Source organism: Sphingomonas guangdongensis (assembly GCF_900199185.1).
Classification (GTDB): domain Bacteria; phylum Pseudomonadota; class Alphaproteobacteria; order Sphingomonadales; family Sphingomonadaceae; genus Sphingomonas; species Sphingomonas guangdongensis.
The window spans coordinates 501,455-518,464 of sequence record NZ_OBMI01000002.1; the positions used below are offsets into that span (position 1 = coordinate 501,455).

At 69.5% G+C, this 17,010-nt stretch carries 13 protein-coding genes; 9 read left to right on the plus strand and 4 right to left on the minus strand.

Annotation, left to right across the window (positions count from 1 at the left end; genetic code table 11):
• Positions 1–169: 169 nt before the first annotated feature.
• The gene (locus tag CRO12_RS09590; RefSeq protein ID WP_097063821.1) at positions 170–1,216 is read right to left on the minus strand and encodes a serine hydrolase domain-containing protein; all 1,047 of its coding nucleotides are present in this window, start codon (positions 1,214–1,216) and stop codon (positions 170–172) included.
• A gap of 98 nt (positions 1,217–1,314) precedes the next feature.
• On the opposite strand from CRO12_RS09590, the gene cysD reads away from it, so the two are divergent.
• From cysD to CRO12_RS09605, 3 genes are read left to right on the plus strand one after another with little or no spacing between them, the layout of a single operon-like run.
• A complete protein-coding gene (gene cysD / locus CRO12_RS09595) occupies positions 1,315–2,214 on the plus strand; it encodes a sulfate adenylyltransferase subunit CysD (protein WP_097063822.1) in 900 nt (299 codons plus the stop codon).
• The gene (cysN, locus tag CRO12_RS09600; RefSeq protein ID WP_097063823.1) at positions 2,214–4,127 is read left to right on the plus strand and encodes a sulfate adenylyltransferase subunit CysN; all 1,914 of its coding nucleotides are present in this window, start codon (positions 2,214–2,216) and stop codon (positions 4,125–4,127) included. The genes cysD and cysN overlap by 1 nt, the downstream gene beginning before the upstream one ends.
• Positions 4,115–4,849 carry a 3'(2'),5'-bisphosphate nucleotidase CysQ gene (locus CRO12_RS09605; RefSeq protein ID WP_245858441.1) on the plus strand — a complete coding sequence of 245 codons (735 nt, stop codon included), beginning with the start codon at positions 4,115–4,117 and terminating at the stop codon, positions 4,847–4,849. Before cysN ends, CRO12_RS09605 begins: the two co-directional genes overlap by 13 nt.
• Here CRO12_RS09605 and CRO12_RS09610 read toward each other — a convergent pair.
• A complete protein-coding gene (locus CRO12_RS09610; RefSeq protein WP_144033588.1) occupies positions 4,846–5,385 on the minus strand; it encodes a hypothetical protein in 540 nt (179 codons plus the stop codon). The two genes, CRO12_RS09605 and CRO12_RS09610, sit on opposite strands and share 4 nt — an antisense overlap.
• Before the next feature lie 235 nt (positions 5,386–5,620).
• Between CRO12_RS09610 and CRO12_RS09615 the strand changes: the two genes are divergently transcribed.
• A complete protein-coding gene (locus CRO12_RS09615; RefSeq protein ID WP_097063826.1) occupies positions 5,621–8,623 on the plus strand; it encodes a TonB-dependent receptor domain-containing protein in 3,003 nt (1,000 codons plus the stop codon).
• A gap of 59 nt (positions 8,624–8,682) precedes the next feature.
• On the opposite strand, the gene CRO12_RS09620 is transcribed toward CRO12_RS09615, so the two are convergent.
• Together CRO12_RS09620 and CRO12_RS09625 are read right to left on the minus strand one after the other, a co-directional pair.
• Positions 8,683–10,338 (minus strand): putative 2OG-Fe(II) oxygenase, encoded by a 1,656-nt coding sequence (locus CRO12_RS09620; protein WP_097063827.1) that lies wholly within the window; start codon positions 10,336–10,338, stop codon positions 8,683–8,685.
• A complete protein-coding gene (locus tag CRO12_RS09625) occupies positions 10,335–11,075 on the minus strand; it encodes a 2OG-Fe(II) oxygenase (protein WP_245858364.1) in 741 nt (246 codons plus the stop codon). The genes CRO12_RS09620 and CRO12_RS09625 overlap by 4 nt, the downstream gene beginning before the upstream one ends.
• 56 nt (positions 11,076–11,131) lie before the next feature.
• Between CRO12_RS09625 and CRO12_RS09630 the strand changes: the two genes are divergently transcribed.
• From CRO12_RS09630 to rsmH, 5 genes are all read left to right on the plus strand, one after another.
• Positions 11,132–11,854, plus strand: coding sequence for a 2OG-Fe(II) oxygenase (locus tag CRO12_RS09630; RefSeq protein WP_097063828.1), 723 nt, complete (start codon positions 11,132–11,134; stop codon positions 11,852–11,854).
• A gap of 75 nt (positions 11,855–11,929) precedes the next feature.
• Entirely contained in the window at positions 11,930–13,807 is a 1,878-nt protein-coding gene (locus CRO12_RS09635) for a putative bifunctional diguanylate cyclase/phosphodiesterase (protein WP_245858366.1), read from the plus strand.
• A complete protein-coding gene (locus tag CRO12_RS09640; RefSeq protein ID WP_097063829.1) occupies positions 13,804–15,273 on the plus strand; it encodes a HAMP domain-containing sensor histidine kinase in 1,470 nt (489 codons plus the stop codon). Before CRO12_RS09635 ends, CRO12_RS09640 begins: the two co-directional genes overlap by 4 nt.
• Positions 15,274–15,574: 301 nt before the next feature.
• Positions 15,575–16,063, plus strand: a complete 489-nt coding sequence (locus tag CRO12_RS09645) for a division/cell wall cluster transcriptional repressor MraZ (RefSeq protein ID WP_097063830.1) — start codon at positions 15,575–15,577, stop codon at positions 16,061–16,063.
• A complete protein-coding gene (rsmH, locus tag CRO12_RS09650) occupies positions 16,060–16,998 on the plus strand; it encodes a 16S rRNA (cytosine(1402)-N(4))-methyltransferase RsmH (protein WP_179640954.1) in 939 nt (312 codons plus the stop codon). Before CRO12_RS09645 ends, rsmH begins: the two co-directional genes overlap by 4 nt.
• Positions 16,999–17,010 lie beyond the last annotated feature (12 nt).

Here is a 17,010-nt window from a genome sequence, read left to right on the forward strand (position 1 = left end):
AGAATGGAGTGCTGACCATCATGGCGGCACGATATACTACTCATACTATGACACTACACACATAGGTTAGCTGATCGAGAGAGTTGACATGCGTGAGTGTTAGAAGGCGCGATCGTGGAACTATTAACAACTCTTTCGCCTTCAATTGGCGGTCTCCAACGAACTATCCCTAAATACCCGCTACCGCCGCGGGGACGATCCCGTCCGCGACCAGCCGGTGGAGCGCGTCGATATGGCCGCCGTCGCGCGCTGCGGTGGCGTCGGAGGTCATGACGACGGTCAGCCTAAGGCCGGGCAGGACGTAGACCATCTGCCCGCCATAGCCCCAGGCGAAGCGCACCGGGTGGCCGCGCGCGTCGCCGACGAACCAGCCGTAGCCGTACTGCCCGCCGCTCCACGGCGAGGTCGCGCGCGGGGTCCAGCTCTCCTTGATCCATTCCGCGGGCAACACGCGGCGGCCGTTCACGCCGCCGTTCAGGCGGTAGAGCTCGCCGAAGCGGGCGAGCGCGCGGGGGCTCATCCGCATGTCGTTGCCGCCGAAGTAGATGCCCTGTGCGTCGCGCGGCCACGGCGGGATCCGGAGGCCGAGCGGCTCGGCCAGCCACTCCTGCGCGAGCGCATGCGTGCTCTGTCCCGACGCGCGGGTCAGCATGGCGGAGAGCAGGTGGGTGTTGCCGGTCGAGTAGAGCATCGCGCCGCCCGGCTGATCCACGAAGGGGCGGGACAGGGCGAAGCGAACCCAATTCGGGCTCGACACCCAGCGGCCGTAGTTCTCGCCCGAGGTGCGCTCCAGCCCCGCCTGCATCGACAGCAGGTTGCCGACCGTCAGGCGTGCAAGCCGCGGGTCGGGGTCGGCGGGTGCGTCCGAGCGCAGGACGGAGAGCACCGGCTGGTTCACGCCCTGCAGGACGCCGCGCTCAATCGCGATGCCGACCAGTGCGGAGAGCACCGACTTGGACGCCGACTTGATGTTGACCGGCGTGTCCAGCCCCGGCCCGCCGTTGAAGGTGCGCGCGACCAGCTCCTCGCCGTCGCGCAGCACGACCAGCGAGCGCAGCCGCGGCAGCCGCGCGGCGTCGGCGATCATCTGCGCAGTGCGCGCCGGATCGAGCCCGCGGGTGGGGGCGAGCGGGCTGGCGACCGCTTGCGGTGCCTGCGCGGGCGAGCCGCAGGCGGTGGCGAGCAGCGGCAGGGCTGCTAGGAACGAGCGGAGCATCGCCGCGATATGGGCCGCGCCCTGCTCGATCCAACCTAGCGGAACCCCAAGCAATTGTTTGCAGCAGTCGGGACACGACCGCCTAGATAGACCCCACCATGTCCCGCCTGAACCACCTCGACGCGCTCGAAGCCGAAGCGATCCACATCATGCGCGAGGTGGTCGCGGAGGCGGAGCGGCCGGTGATGCTCTACTCGGTCGGCAAGGACTCCGCGGTCATGCTGCACGTGGCGCGCAAGGCCTTCTATCCCGCGCCGCCGCCGTTCCCGCTGCTTCACGTCGACACGACCTGGAAGTTCCAGGCGATGTACCAGTTGCGCGATCGCGCCGCCGCCGCCGCCGGTATGGAGCTGATCGTCCACCGCAACCCGGAAGCCGAGGCCCAGGGGATCAACCCCTTCGATCATGGCAGCCGGCACACCGATCTGTGGAAGACGGAAGGGTTGAAGCAGGCGCTCGACCTCCACCGCTTCGATGCGGCGTTCGGCGGCGCGCGCCGCGACGAGGAGAAGAGCCGCGCCAAGGAGCGCATCTTCTCCTTTCGATCGGCGACGCACCGCTGGGACCCGAAGGCGCAGCGGCCGGAGCTGTGGCGGTTGTACAATGCGCGGAAGGCCAAGGGCGAGAGCATCCGCGTGTTTCCGCTGTCCAACTGGACCGAGCTCGACATCTGGCAGTACATCCTACGCGAGGGGTTCGAAATCGTGCCGCTCTACTTCGCCGCACCCCGGCCGACGGTGGAGCGCGACGGACTGATCCTGATGGTCGACGACGACCGCTTTCGTCTGGTGCCCGGGGAGACCCCGGTCGAGCGCACCATCCGCTTCCGCACGCTCGGCTGCTACCCGCTGACCGGGGCGGTCGAGAGCCGGGCGGCGACGCTGCCGGAGGTCATCCAGGAGATGCTGCTCACCACCACGTCGGAGCGCCAGGGCCGCGCGATCGACAAGGACGCGGGTGCGGGCATGGAGCAGAAGAAGCAGGAGGGGTATTTCTGATGACCGCGTACAGCCCCGACGCGCTGATCGCGGCGGACATCGACACCTACCTCCACCAGCATGAGCAGAAAACGCTGCTGCGCTTCCTGACCTGCGGCTCCGTCGACGACGGCAAGTCGACGCTGATCGGGCGGCTGCTCTACGACGCGCGCGCGATCTTCGACGATCAGCTCGCCAGCCTGGAGGCGGATTCGCGCCGCGTCGGCACGCAGGGGCAGGGGATCGACTTCGCGCTGCTGGTCGATGGGCTTGCCGCCGAGCGCGAGCAGGGCATCACCATCGACGTCGCCTACCGCTTCTTCGCGACGGAGCGGCGCAAGTTCATCGTCGCCGACACGCCCGGGCATGAGCAGTACACCCGCAACATGGTGACGGGCGCGTCGACCGCCGACCTCGCGATCGTCCTGGTGGATGCGCGCAAGGGCGTGCTGACGCAGACCCGGCGCCACGGCTATCTCGCGCACCTGCTCGGCATCCGTCACACCGTGCTGGCGGTCAACAAGCTGGACCTGATCGGCTGGGATCAGGCCGCCTTTGACGCGATCGTGACCGATTTCAGCGCCTTCGCGACCTCGATCGGCATGGCGCCGCCGCTCGCCGTCCCGATCTCCGGGCTCGGCGGCGACAATATCGCGCGCCGATCGGCCGCCACGCCCTGGTACGGGGGGCCGACGCTGCTCGACCACCTCGAAACGGTGGAGGTGGAGAGCGACGTCGCCGCCGCCGGCGATTTCGCGATGCCGGTGCAGTGGGTCAATCGCCCCGACCTGGACTTCCGCGGATTCGCGGGGCTGGTGTCGAGCGGCACCGTGCGCCCGGGCGATCCGGTGCGGATCGTGCCGTCGGGCCGCACCAGCAGCGTCGCGCGGATCGTCGCGATGGGCGGCGACCTCAGCGAAGCGCGGGCCGGCCAATCGGTCACGCTGACGCTTTCGGACGAGGTCGACTGCTCGCGCGGGGACGTGATCGCTGCCGCCGACGCGGCGCCGCAGGTCGCGGACCAGTTCGCCGCGACGCTGGTCTGGCTGGACGAGGCACCGCTGCTGCCCGGCCGCGGCTACTGGCTGAAGTCGGGGGCGACCACCGTGACCGCCACCGTCCGCCCGCCCGAGCACGCGGTTGACGTCAACACGCTCGCCGAGCTGTCGGTCAAGACGCTTGGCCTGAATGACATCGGGGTGGCGCACGTCCACACCGATCGAGCGATTCCCTACGCGCCCTACAGCGACAACCGAGACCTCGGCGGCTTCATCCTGATCGACAAGGCGACAAACGCGACGGTTGCCGCCGGGCTGATCGACTGGGCCCTGCGCCGCGCGGCGAACATCCACTGGCAGGCGATCGAGATCACGCGCGAGGCGCACGCCGCGCAGAAGGGCCAGGCGCCCCGGCTGCTGTGGTTCACCGGCCTGTCGGGATCGGGCAAGTCGACGATCGCCAACCTGGTCGAGAAACGGCTCCACGCGCTCGGCAAGCACAGCTTCATGCTCGACGGCGACAACATCCGCCACGGCCTCAACCGCGACCTCGGCTTCTCCGACGCCGACCGGATCGAGAACATCCGCCGGGTGGGGGAGGTCGCGCGGCTGATGACGGACGCCGGGCTGATCGTGCTCAGCGCCTTCATTTCGCCGTTCCGCGCCGAACGTGACATGGTGCGGCGGATGATGCCGGAGGGCGAGTTCCTGGAGATCTTCGTCGACACGCCGCTCGCGGTGGCGGAGGCGCGCGACGTGAAGGGCCTCTACGCCCGCGCCCGCGCCGGCGAGATCAGGGACTTCACCGGCATCTCCAGCCCCTACGAGCCGCCGCTCAACCCGGACGTCCACATCGACACGACCCGGACCACGCCAGAGGAAGCCGCCGAGCTAATCGTCGAGACGCTGCTCGGCGTGTGGAGCTGGACGCTGTGAGCGCGGATGCGGCCCTCGCCCGCCAGATCGCGGCGGAGGCGGGCGAGCTGCTGCTCGGCATCCAGGCCGCGGGCACGCTCGGCAAGGCGCTGGGCGACGCAGGGGACGCGCGTGCCAACCGCTTCATCCTCGATCGGCTGCGCGCCGAGCGGCCGGACGACTTCGTGCTGTCGGAGGAGGCGGCCGACGATCCCGCGCGCTGCGCTGCGCGCCGGCTGTGGGTGGTCGACCCGCTCGATGGCACCCAAGAGTTCTGCCAAGGACGCAGCGACTGGGCGGTCCACATCGGCCTCAGCATCGACGGTGCGCCGGTGGTCGGCGCAGTCGCGCTGCCCGCCCGCGGTCTGGCGATCTGCACCGACCAGTGCCGCGCGCCGAGTGCCGCCAACATCCCGCCGCGCGTGGTGGTCAGCCGCAGCCGCCCGCCGGCCGAGGCGGTCAAGGTCGCGGACGCGATCGGCGGCGTGCTGGTCCCGATGGGCTCGGCGGGCGCGAAGGCGATGGCGGTCGTGCTGGGGGAGGCCGACGCCTATGTCCACTCGGGCGGGCAATATGTGTGGGACAATTGCGCGCCGGCCGCGGTCGCGCTCGCGGCCGGGCTCCACGTCTCGCGGCTCGACGGCAGCCCGCTCGTCTACAATCGTGCGGACACCTATCTGCCCGACCTGCTGATCTGCGCCCCTGCGCTCGCCGGCACGATCCTCGCGGTGCTGAACGCCTAGCCGATCCGCATCGCGCGGACCGCGCGGCCGCTGCCGATCTTGACGAAATAGCTGCCGAGCGCCGCGCGCTTGATCTTGAGGCTCGCGCCGGCGGTCGGGGTCACGCCGCGGACCCACGGCTCCGTCGTATTCCAGCGCGCGCCGCCTTCGATCGTAATGCCGTAGCGGCCGGAGCCGAGCCCGACGACCCGCGTGATCGGCGCCTCCAGCTCGTCGATCTCTTCCTTGTCGGCGCCGGCCGGCGTGTTGCTGCCGAACAGGCCGATTCGCGGCAGCGAGAAGCCGAACAGCGACCGCTTGGTGCGGGTCACCTCCGCCTTGTCGACCACCACGACCTCGCGGCGGCGCGACGCGTCCACCAGCTTGCGCGCCGCCGCGTCTGTGCAGGCGAGCCGCCGGGCGTCGTCGCCGATTTCCAGACAGGCAGCCAGCGAGTCGATCAGGGCCGTTGCCGGCGCGTCCTGCTGCGGCGCAGCAATGGCGGGCGGCGCAGCCAGCACGATGGTCATGGTGAAGACGTTGGATAGCTTGCTCAACACATCAGATCCCTTGCTTGCTAAGCTATTGTTTCGTTCAGACTAGATGTCTGATTGATTGCTGGTTTCACGAAATTGTTGCCGCGATGCAACACAATCGCCTTAAAACACGATGTCTCGCGATTGTAGCATTGCGCGTTTCCGCAATGAAAGAGAGCATGGCGTCGGAAGGTGAGGGGTGAACCTCACGTGAACTTGCCGTGCGAGGGCGCGGTCGGAACAGGGGAAAACATCGATGAAGTCGACCTTTCGGAGGCACCTGCTCGCCTCTACTCTGCTGATCACCGGTTCGGCGCTGGCTAGCCCGGCGCTGGCGCAGAGCATCGCGACGCCGGAGGCCGGCACCATTGATCAGAGCCAGGCGCCGGGTGACGGAGAGATCGTGGTCACCGGTTCGCGTATCCAACGCACCGACCTGCAGTCGACCAGCCCGGTCGCGGTGGTCGCCGCCGAGGAGTTCGCACTGTCTGGTGCGATCAACGTCGAGCAGGTGATCAACACGCTGCCGCAGGTGCTCCCGGGTCTCACCGGCTTCTCCAATAACCCCGGCAACGGTGCGGTAACGCTGAACCTCCGCAACCTCGGCACCACCCGCACGCTGGTGCTTGTCAACGGCCGCCGCTGGATGTTCTTCGATACCACTCAGGTTGTCGACACCAACACCATCCCGCAGTTCCTGCTGGAGGGCGTGGAGGTCGTGACCGGCGGCGCCTCGGCCGTCTACGGCACGGACGCGGTCGCCGGCGTGGTCAACTTCAAGCTGCGCAACAACCTGCGCGGCATCGAGATGGGTGCCAACTACTCGCTGACGGAGCGGGGCGACGGCGCGCGCTACTCGTTCGACGTGGCGATCGGCTCGTCGTTCGACGACAACCGCGGCAACGTGACGCTGTTCGCCAACTATACGGAGCGCAAGCCGATCTTCCAGAGCGCGCGGTCCTTCTCCGCGTCGGCCGCTGGCGAAGGCTGCATCGTACCGGGCAGCACCAATGGCGAAACCTCGATCGGACAGCCTTTCCCGTCCGGAATCGCCGTCGGTACCTGCCTCGCACGTGGCGGCCAACTCGGGTTCGTGCCGCAGGGGTCCGCGACCGGCCCGATCGGTACCTTCGTGGCGCCGAATGCGGGCGGCGTTGCAACCACCTACATCTTCAATCCGTCCGGCGGCGGCAGCCGCGTCTTTCAGGATCCGGGCGATCTCTACAATTTCGCGCCGGCCAACTACCTCCAACTGCCGCAGGAGCGCTACCTGTTCGGTGGCTACGGCAGCTACGAGATCACGCCGGGCGTCGAGTTCTACACCGAGCTCAGTTACGTCAACAACACGGTGCCGCAGGAGCTCGCCGCGACGCCGACCGGCCTCGCCAACGTGCCGCTCTTCATCAACAGCCCGTTCTTCAACGCGCAGACCCGCGCGTTACTGACGGCGCAGGATGCGGCCGAGGCCGCTGCCACCCGCAACGACGGCTATGCGCTGAGCACCGTGTCGTACCGCTTCCTGTCGGCCGGTCCGCGCAACGCGGATCAGGAGCGCTCCGCCTTCCGCATCCTCGGCGGCGTGCGCGGCACAATCGTCGACAATCTGAACTACGACCTGTTCTACTCCTACTCGCGCACCAACAACACGCAGCGTCAGACCGGCAACATCTCCAGCAGCCGGTATCGCAATGCGCTGAATGTCGAGTTTGTCCCGGGCAGCACGACCCAGCTCCAGTGCCGCGATGCCGCGGCCCGGACGGCCGGCTGCGTTCCGATCAACGTCTTCGGCAGCGGTCTCGCCGACCCGGCGGCGGTTCGCTACGTTTCCGTCAACTCGACCAACCTGCAGGAATCGTCGCTCAAGAACATCGTTGGCTCGATTTCGGGCTCGCTGTTCAATCTCGGCATGGGCGCTGACGACGTCGGGTTCGCGTTCGGTGGCGAATATCGCGACGTGTTCGCGCGCTACACGCCCGACACCTTCCTTGCCTCGGGCGACGTGCTCGGCTTCAACGCCGGCCAGCCGACTCAGGGCGGCTATGACGTGAAGGAAGTGTTCGGCGAGCTTCGCGTCCCCGTGGTCCGCGATGGCTTCATCTATCAGCTCGAGTTGAACGGCGCGGCGCGCTATTCGGACTATTCGCTGCAGGCAGTCGGCGGCAACTGGACCTACACGGCCGGCGCCGACTTCGCGCCGATCCGCGACATCCGCTTCCGCGGCCAGTACGCCCGCGCCGTTCGCGCCCCGAACGTCGAGAACCTGTTCGGCGGCCGGGCAACCGGCTTCCCTGCGGCCAATGACCCCTGCTCGGATCGCGGTCCGGCGGCGACGCAGACGGCCGCGCTGCGTGCGCTCTGCGTCGCAAACGGTGTTCCGGCCAACCTGGTGTTCACCCGCGCGGTTCAGCCGAACACGCAGATCCAGAGCGACTCGGGCGGGAACCCGAACGTGCAGGAGGAGGTGTCGGACACCTACACGGTCGGTGCGGTGATCCAGCCGACCTTCATCCCGCGGCTGAACGTAACGGTCGACTATTTCAATATCGAGGTGCGCGACACGATCGGGACGATCGCACTCGGGACGGCGCTGGACCTCTGCTACAACGTCACCCAGGACCTCAACAGCGTCTACTGCTCCTACTTCCAGGGTGCACGCAGTTCGCAAGGCGCGCTGGGCGTCGGCCAGGGCGGTCAGAACCCGCTGCTCGGTGCGTCGAACCTTGGCACGACCAAGACCAGCGGCATCGACATGCAGGTCGATTATAATGTCGATCTCTTTGGTGGACGGCTCGCCTTCTCCTACCTCGGCACCTGGCTGGACAAGTTCCGGAGCCGCGCCATCGACGCGATCCCGGTGCAGACCACCATTGCCGAGGGCACCTTCGGCCTGCCGAAGTACCGCCACACCACGCGCCTAACCTATGCCGCCGGACCCGCTCAGCTCTCCTTCCGCTGGCGCTTCAACGGCAAGACGCAGGACACCCGAATCGATAACACCTACGGTCTCGTGAACGGCGTACAGACCCGGATCGGCACCAACCCGGCGGCGATCTCGCGGCCGTTCCTCCAGGCGTACAACTACTTCGATCTGACCGCGACGTTCGATGCCAGCGACCAGCTGACCTTCAACATCGGCGTCAACAATCTGCTCGACGCCAAGCCGCCGGTGCTTGGCGGGTCGGAGCAGGCGAATACCTTCCCGAGCTTCTTTGACGTGCTCGGCCGCGACTTCTTCGTCTCGGCGCGCCTGCGCTTCTGACGATTGCAAGTCTGACCTGATCGGGGCGGCGGATCTTCGGATCCGCCGCCCTTTTCGTGTCAGGAGCGCGGAGCGGCGTCGAAGGCGACGGTCATCCGGCGTCCCGCGCTGATCGGGCGGGTGCCGTGGAACAGCGTGCTCGGGAACAGCGCGAGTTCGCCGACCTTCGGCTCGATCGTGCGAAGCGGCGGCAAGTCGAGGAGCGTGACGGGCGGGCGGCCGAGTTCCAGCCAGCCGGGCTGGTCGGCTTCGGTCACCTGTTCGGGTACCGCGAGGTAGGCGGCGGACGACAGCACGCCCTGCGGGTGGACGTGCGCGGCGTGATGGCCCGCGCCGTCGAGCCGGATCGACCAGCTGCCGACAACGGCGAGCGGCGTGTCGCGATGCCGCAGCAGCGGATGCGCGGCGTCGGCCGGCGGCAAGCCCTCCCGATAGCGCTCAATCGCGGCGCGGATCGCTTCGGCAACCCGGCTGATCGCCGGTTCCGCGCGGAGGAACAGGGCGCCGCGAGTCTGGCTGCCGTGCCGGACCGACTGGCCGATCGGCACCGGCGAACGATCGTGCAGCCGGTCGAGCATCGCGCGGGCGGCGTCCAGCTCCGCCGTCGACAGCTCCAGGCGGAGCACCTGCACCAGCCTGTCCTGGCCATGCAACCAGTGGTGGCGGGCGTCGCCGAGCAGGCGCCACGAGAGGTCGCGCAGGCTCCAGGCGACGACGTCGTCGGGCTTTGCCCGCAACGCCGCGGCGAGCAGCGCCTCCGCCGCGGCGGGATCGCCGGTCCGCAAGCGCTGGCGAGCCTCCGCCACCTGCCACGCGGGCGTGGGCGCGGCATGGTCGCGGAACAGCGCGGCGGCACGGGCGTCGTCGCCGGCCTCGCCGGCGGCGACCGCCTCCGCCAGGATCAGGTTCGGGTTGGTCGGAAAGCGCTGCTGCGCCGCGGCGAGTACCGCTGCGGCCTCGACCTGCCGATCCACCCCCGCGAGCATCGCTGCCCAGCTGAGGTGAAGCTCGACCGTGTCGGCGCCGACGTAATGGTCGGTGAACCGCTCCTGATCGCCGGCCGCCCGGCGCAGCTCGGCATGCAGCTCCATGCCCGGCGGCCAGGTCCGGTACTGCTGCACCAGCATGCCCGAGACATAGAGCGCGTCGTCGAGTGCACCGGCGGCGTGGAGCGCGTGAGCGAAGCCGAGGAGGAGGTGCGGGTCGCCGGGCGCCTGCGCCAGCGCGCGCTGATGGGCGGCGACCGCGTCCGCCTCGCCGCGCTCGATCGCCATCTGAGCACGACCGGCCAGCGCCTTGGGGTTGGCTGGCTCGCGGGCGATCGCCCGATCGTAACTCGTCGCCGCCGCGGCGACGTCGCCCAGCGCCCGCTCGGCACTCGCGCGGGTCGTCCAGTAGCGCGGGACGGCGGCAAGCGACCGTTCCCGCGCGCGCAGGTCCGCCAGTGCCTCGCGCGTGCGGCCGAGCCGCTGGAGCATGATCGCGCGATTGACGGCCGCCTCGTGGAGGTCGGGGGCAATCGCCAGCGCCCGGTCAAACAACGCGAGCGCCTCCGCCGGCCGGCCCTGACCGGCGTGGAAGCTGCCGGCGCTGTTCGCGAAGGCGGCGTCGCGGGGGTGGGCCTCCAGCCCTCGTGCGAACAGCGCGGTGGCGCCCGCCTGGTCGCCGGCGGCGGCACGGGCAAGCGCCTGCTGGCGGAGCGCCGCGGCGTTCATCGGTCGCGAAACCAGCCGGTGATCGAGTAGCGCCCGACCGGCGCGAACGGCGGCACGTAGCTGACGGCATGCGGTGCCGGGACGGCGAACAGGCTCAGCGCATTGAAACGAGGGCGGTAGCCGGCGATCACGTCGCCGTCCGCGTCGAAGAACTGGAGGTAGCCGCCCCAGTCCGGTCGCCAGTCCTCGCGGCACAGGCTGAGCACGTACGCCACCCGCCACCCTTCCGCCGATTGCGCGTCGATGTGGAGCGGCAGGAACTGGTTGGCGGCGAACAGCGTCGCCTGCGCGTCCGCCTTGCACAGCTCCGGCATACCCGTGACGAAGCGGATGAGATCAAGGAACGGTGGCGCGTTCAGATGCTCGAGCAGGATGTCATAAGGCCCGTCCGGATCCCACTTGCCGAGATAGGCGTCGAGGATCGGGTAGCGCGCGTAGGAGAAGGCGTAGTCGCCGCCGCGCATCGTCGCGAAGATCGCCTGGCCGATGCGGTTGTGCTCCGCCGCGGGCAGGCGCTGCAGCGCCGCGGCCTCGATGCCGTGCGGCCCGTCCTCGCCAGCGCGCCAGCCGAGGCCCCACCGCGTGCGGGTGAGCACCTCGTGCAGCGCCGTGGCGGCATCTGGGGTGAGAACGTCGCGGATCTGGACCCGCCGGTCAGCTGCGAACCGCGCGGCGATCGCCGCGCGATCCATCGCGGGATTGAGCTCGAACAGGCTGATCGTCACGGCGGCGGACACTCCCGCAAGATAGGGCTGGTTGGCCGACCGGCCGCTTTGGCGTATCGCCGCCGACCATGACCGGTCTGCCCGTCTTGTCCCTGAACCCGGCGATCGACGCAACTGCGCTGGCCGCGCGGTACGCCGCCGACGGGCGGGTCCAGATCCATGAATTACTGGCGCCCGCCGGCGCTCAGGCGCTCTACGAGCTGCTGCGCAGCCGCGACGACTGGGTGCAGGTGGTCAATTCGGGCGAGAAGCTGTTCGAACTGACCCGCGCGGCGCGCGCCGCGATGACGGCGGAACAGCGGGCGCAACTCGACACCGCCGTTTATGCCGGTGCACGCAGCGGCTTCCAGTTACGCTACGAGACGATCCGGGTGCCCGATGACGCGACCACGCGGCTCGCCAGCCCCGATCCGCTCGCGACCCTTGCGAACTGGCTGTCCAGCGATCCGGTCATTACGCTGCTGCGAACGGTCACCGGCACGACTGAAATCGACTTCGCCGATGCCCAGGCGACCGCCTTCGCGCCCGGCGACCTGCTCACGGGGCACGACGACGCCGTCGCGGGCAAGCGCCGCCACGCCGCCTATGTGCTCGGCCTGACGCCGCAGTGGCGGGCGGAGTGGGGCGGGCTGCTGCTCTTCCACGACGATCATGAAGTTCACGGCGGCTACGTGCCCGAATTTAATACGCTCAACCTGTTCCGCGTGCCGATGCGCCACAGCGTGACGGAGGTGACGCGCGCCGCCGCCCATCGCCGCTACTCTGTCACTGGCTGGCTTCGTTCGCGCTGAGCGGGCGAGCTCTCAACGCCTTGTTAACCCTGCTCGCTTACGCTCTGGTCACGAACCAGGCGGGAACCGACACGCGTGCGCATCCTGATCATCGATGACGAAGCCGCCATGCATGACAGCTATGCGCGCAGCTTCAGTGCGGCGCCGGGCGCGCGCGCCGGGCTGGAGGCAATGGCGAGCGAGTTGTTCGGCCGCGATGCCGCCGGTCTGGACGCCGAGGCGGCCTGCGCGCGCTTCGAGCTGACCCATGCCCTGCAGGGGCTGGAGGGTGTTGCCGCGGTCGAGCGTGCGCTGGCCGCGGAGGCGCCATTCGCAGTTGCCTTCATCGACGTGCGCATGCCGCCGGGGATCGACGGCAAGGAGACCGCCCGCCGCATCCGCGCGCTCGATCCCGACATCAACCTGGTGATCGTCACCGGCTATTCCGATCACGCGCCGCTCGACATCAGCCGCGCGGCGGGTCCGGCCGACAAGATCTTCTACATCGCCAAGCCCTTCGAGGTCGCGGAGGTCGTCCAGACTGCGAGCGCGCTCTGCCACCGCTGGCATGCCGACCGCGAGCTTGCCGCGGCGCGCGAGGCGATGGCGGCGCAGGTACGGCTGCTAGAGGAGCAGAAGCTGGAGCTCGCCGCGAGCGAGAGCCGCGCGGTGCACATGGCCAACCACGATGCGCTGACCGAGGCGCCGAACCGCCTGGCCTTCCTGCGCGCGCTGCAGACCAGCGTGCGGTCGGGCGAGATGTTCGCAACCGCCATGCTAGACCTCGACCGGTTCAAGCTGGTCAACGACAGCTACGGGCATCTGGCCGGCGACGAGCTGATCCGCGCCGTGTTCGCCCGGCTCCACGAAGCGGCGCCAGCGCAATCGCTGGTCGCGCGGCTGGGGGGGGACGAGTTCGCCGTTCTGTTCACGGCGACCGGCGAGGATGACGCGGCGATGACGTGCGAGCGCCTGGTCAAGGCGTGCGCGCGGACCTTCACGCTGTTCGGCAACGACGTGCAGGGGGGCGCCTCCGTCGGGGTCGTCGTCGTCGAGCCGGGCGCCGCCGGCGATCCTGTCGATGTGATGCGCCGCGCCGACCTGGCGCTCAACGAGGCCAAGCGGCAAGGCCGCGGGCTCGTGCGGGTGTTCACGGAGGCCATGGACGAATCAATCCGCCTGCGCCGCCGGATCGAGGACGGGCTTTCGCACGCGATCACCGCGGGCGAGCTGAAGCTCCACTACCAGCCGATCGTCGCGCGTGAGTCGCTGGAGATCACCGGGTTCGAGGCGCTGCTGCGTTGGCAGAGCCCCGAGTATGGCACCATGTCCCCGGCGCTGTTCATCCCGATCGCCGAGGAATCGAATCTGATCCACGATCTGGGCGACTGGGTGCTTGAGGCGGCGCTCGAGACGGTCAAGACCTGGCCGGGCCAATATGTCTCCGTCAACTTCTCGCCGCGTCAGTTCCGCCGCCAGAACTTTGTCGGGCAGCTGGTCGAGCGCGTCCAGCGCTCCGGCGTCGCTCCGAACCGGGTACAGATCGAGATCACCGAAACCGCCATCTTCGACGATGCGGAGCGCGCGGCCGACACGCTCTACCGCCTGCGCCAGATGGGCTTCCGGATCGCGCTCGACGATTTCGGCACCGGCTATTCCAGCCTCACCAACATCCGCAAGTTCGCGCTCGACTGCCTGAAGGTCGATCGCAGCTTCATCGACGGCATGGGGCGGGAGCGGACCTCGATGGCGATCGTCCAGTCGATCGTCCATCTCGGCCGCTCGCTGGGCCTCGAGGTCGTCGCCGAAGGAGTCGAAACGGAGGCGCAGGTCGATACGCTGCGCGCCGCCGGCTGCTCGCACCTGCAGGGCTACCACCTCGCGCGGCCGATGCCGGCGGAGGACGCGCTCCTGCTGGCCGAGCGCCGCTTCGTGCGCGCGCCGATCACAGAGGCGCCCGGAACCGCGGCGTGACGCGGCTCGCGCGGTGGCGGATCGCGCTCGCGCCGCGCTCGCTCGGCGCCAAGCTGGCGCTGCTGCTCGGCGGCGTCGGGGTGGGCGGCGCGCTCGCGCTCGCGCTGCTGCTCTCCGCGGTCATCACACCCGGCTTCGAGCGGATCGAGCGCGCGGCGGTGCGCGCGCAGATCGAGCGAACACAGGAGGCGATCGCCGCCCTGCGGACCGAGCGACAACCGGCGCGCGCCGCCGCGCTCAGCCTCATCCTCGGCCAGCCAGTGACGATTACCGCTTCCGCTGCTGCGCAGCCGACCGTCGTCGCGTTTGGCGACACGCTGGTCATCACCGTTCCGCTTCATTTAGGCACGCCGTCTGCGGGTGCCGCGCAAGTGTCGCTGCCCCGCGACCTGTCGATTCTTGGCCGGCGCGTTCTTGCCCTGGCGGTGGCGGGAGCGGTCGCGCTGCTGCTGGCGGTGCTGCTCGCGCTGCGCGTCGGCGTCGCGGCGCTGGTGCTGGCACCGTTGCGCCTGGTCGAGCGCCACATGACGCGCGCCGGCCGATCGGGCACGCCGGCACCGCTGGTCGCGCCGGCCCGCCGCGATGAGATCGGCAGCCTGGTCGACAGCCTCAACACCATGCTGCGCCGCTTCAAGGACCTGAGCGAGCAGGTCGAGGTGCAATCGTTTCGGCTCGGCCAGCACGAGAATGCCGTGGCGGTCATGCACAATGTTCGCAACGCGCTCAATCCGATCAGCACCATCCTGTCGCACGAGCTGGCGAGCACCCCGGCGGGCGACCGCGCGTTGATCGATCGGGCCGTCGCCGAGCTGGCGGAGGACGATGTTCCGGCGGAGCGACGTCGCAAGCTGGCGACCTTCGTCGCCGCCGGCCTTGCCGCCCACACCAGCGAGCAGCAGGCGCGTGCGGCCAGCTTCGCGGTCGGCCGCGCCGCGCTCAACCAGGTGCTGGAGATCGTCGGCGGGCAGCGCCAGGGAACGCTGGAGCCGGCGCCGCTCGGGCCCGTCGACCTGTCGGAGGTGGTCGCGCAGAACGCCGCCATCGCGCAGTTCGCCGGCGGCCAGTCGATCGCCTTCTCCTTCCCCGCGCAGCCGCACCTCGCCCGCGCGAACCGCGTGATCCTGAGCCAGGTCATCGGCAACCTGCTGACCAACGCGGCGGAGGCGATCGCGGCCGCCGGGATCGAGGGCGGCGCGATCACCGCGACGATCGCGGAGCGGAGCAACGCCGTGACCCTGACGATCCGCGACAATGGTGAGGGCTTCGCGCCGAAGGAAAGCGCCGCGCTGTTCGAGCGGGGCTATTCCAGCCGGGTGCACAAGTCCGGCGGGCTGGGCTTGCACTGGTGCGCGAATGCCGTCGCCGCGATGGGCGGAACGTTGCACCTGGAAAGTGGCGGGACGGGGGCGGGGGCCTGCGCGGTGCTGACGCTGCCTGCCGTCCAGCCGGAGGCGGCAGCCGCCTGAGCTGCGCTCGTGGCGTCGATCAGCGTCGCTGACCCTGGGACTTGGTTGATCTTGCGAGCCGCCGCGCCGTCACTTGCGTGCGGGCGCAGGTGCTTTCCCAAGCGAGACCACGAACAAAGCTGGAACAGGCATGAAGTGGGGCAAAATCCCATGCTGAGGCATGGTTTCCCTTGCTGGCGAACGACGCTTTTGGTAAGCCGAAGCTACAGGGGCAAAATCCCGCGCAATGTGCACGGCGCTCCGCCGGCGACGATGGTCGTCTGCGGAATGGGAGGTGCGTTGCCCCTGCAAGGGGCGGATCTTGGCAATCAGCGGGCTTTATGAGGGCAATGCGCTGCAGGGGGTCGATGCGAAGGGTCGCGTCGCCATCCCCGCGCAGTTCCGCACTGTCATCGAGCGGAATGCCGAGGGCCCCGACGCGCGCACGATTGTCGTCGCCAAGCACCCGGACCTGCCGTGTCTGCGCGCCTATGACACGAGCTGGAGCCAGCTGAACCACGAGCGCATCGACGGTCGCGAGGTCGCGGCCGACGACGGCGCCGACTATCGCCGGCAGAAGGAACAGTCGTTCGGCAACGTCGATCGTGCCGTGTTCGATCCGGCCGGCCGCTTCGTCCTGCACGGCCTGCTGAAGCGCAAGGCGAAGATCGACGATCTCGCCTTCTTCGCGGGTGCGGGCCGCACCTTTAACATCTGGTCGCCCACTGTCCTGCTCGCCGCGCCGGAGGCGGACGCGGAGACGCGCGAGTGGTGCGAATATTATCTCGAGCTGCGCGGGGCAAAGGCGTGAGCGCGCCCGCGCCGCACGTGCCGGTGCTGCTCGACGAGGTGCTCGCCGGGCTGCAGATCGCGGCGGGCGAGGTCCACGTCGATGCGACGTTCGGCGCCGGCGGCTACACCCGCGCGATGCTTGCCTCCGGCGCGCGCGTGATCGCCTTTGACCGCGATCCCGACGCGGCCGCCGAGGGGCAGTCGATGGTCGCAGCGGCGGAGGGCGCGCTGACGCTGGTGCCGGCAGCTTTCTCGGCCATGGCGGAGGAGCTCGCCGGCCGCGGCACGGACGCGGTCGACGGCGTCGTGATGGACATCGGCGTGTCCTCCATGCAGCTCGACCGGGCAGAGCGCGGCTTCTCGTTCCAGGCGGACGGGCCGCTCGACATGCGGATGGCGCAGGAGGGGCAGAGCGCCGCCGACTTCGTGAACGAGGCAGACGAGAGCGAGATCGCCGACGTCCTCTACCGCTACGGCGAGGAGCCCAAGTCGCGCCGGATCGCCCGCGCGATCGTCGCCGCGCGCCCGCTGACCCGCACGACGGAGCTCGCCGCGGTGGTGCGCCGCGCACTCGGGCACAAGCCGCACGACAAGAAGGATCCGGCGACCCGCACCTTTCAGGCGATCCGCATCCACCTGAACCGCGAGCTCGACGAGCTGGCTGAGGGACTGCGCGCCGCGGAGGCGGTGCTGCGCCCCGGCGGGCGGCTGGCGGTGGTGACGTTCCACAGCCTGGAGGACCGGGTCGTGAAGCGGTTCCTGCGGGAGCGCAGCGGCGGCACGCCGGGCGGCTCGCGCCACCTGCCGGTTGCGCAGGCGGCGGCGGATCCGACGTTCGAGACTCCGGCGCGTGCCGTGCGCGCCGGCGAGCAAGAGGTCGCGCGCAACCCGCGTGCGCGATCGGCGACCCTGCGGGTGGCGCGGCGCACGGCGGCCGCGGCGTGGCGTGTGTAAGGAGGGAGTGCG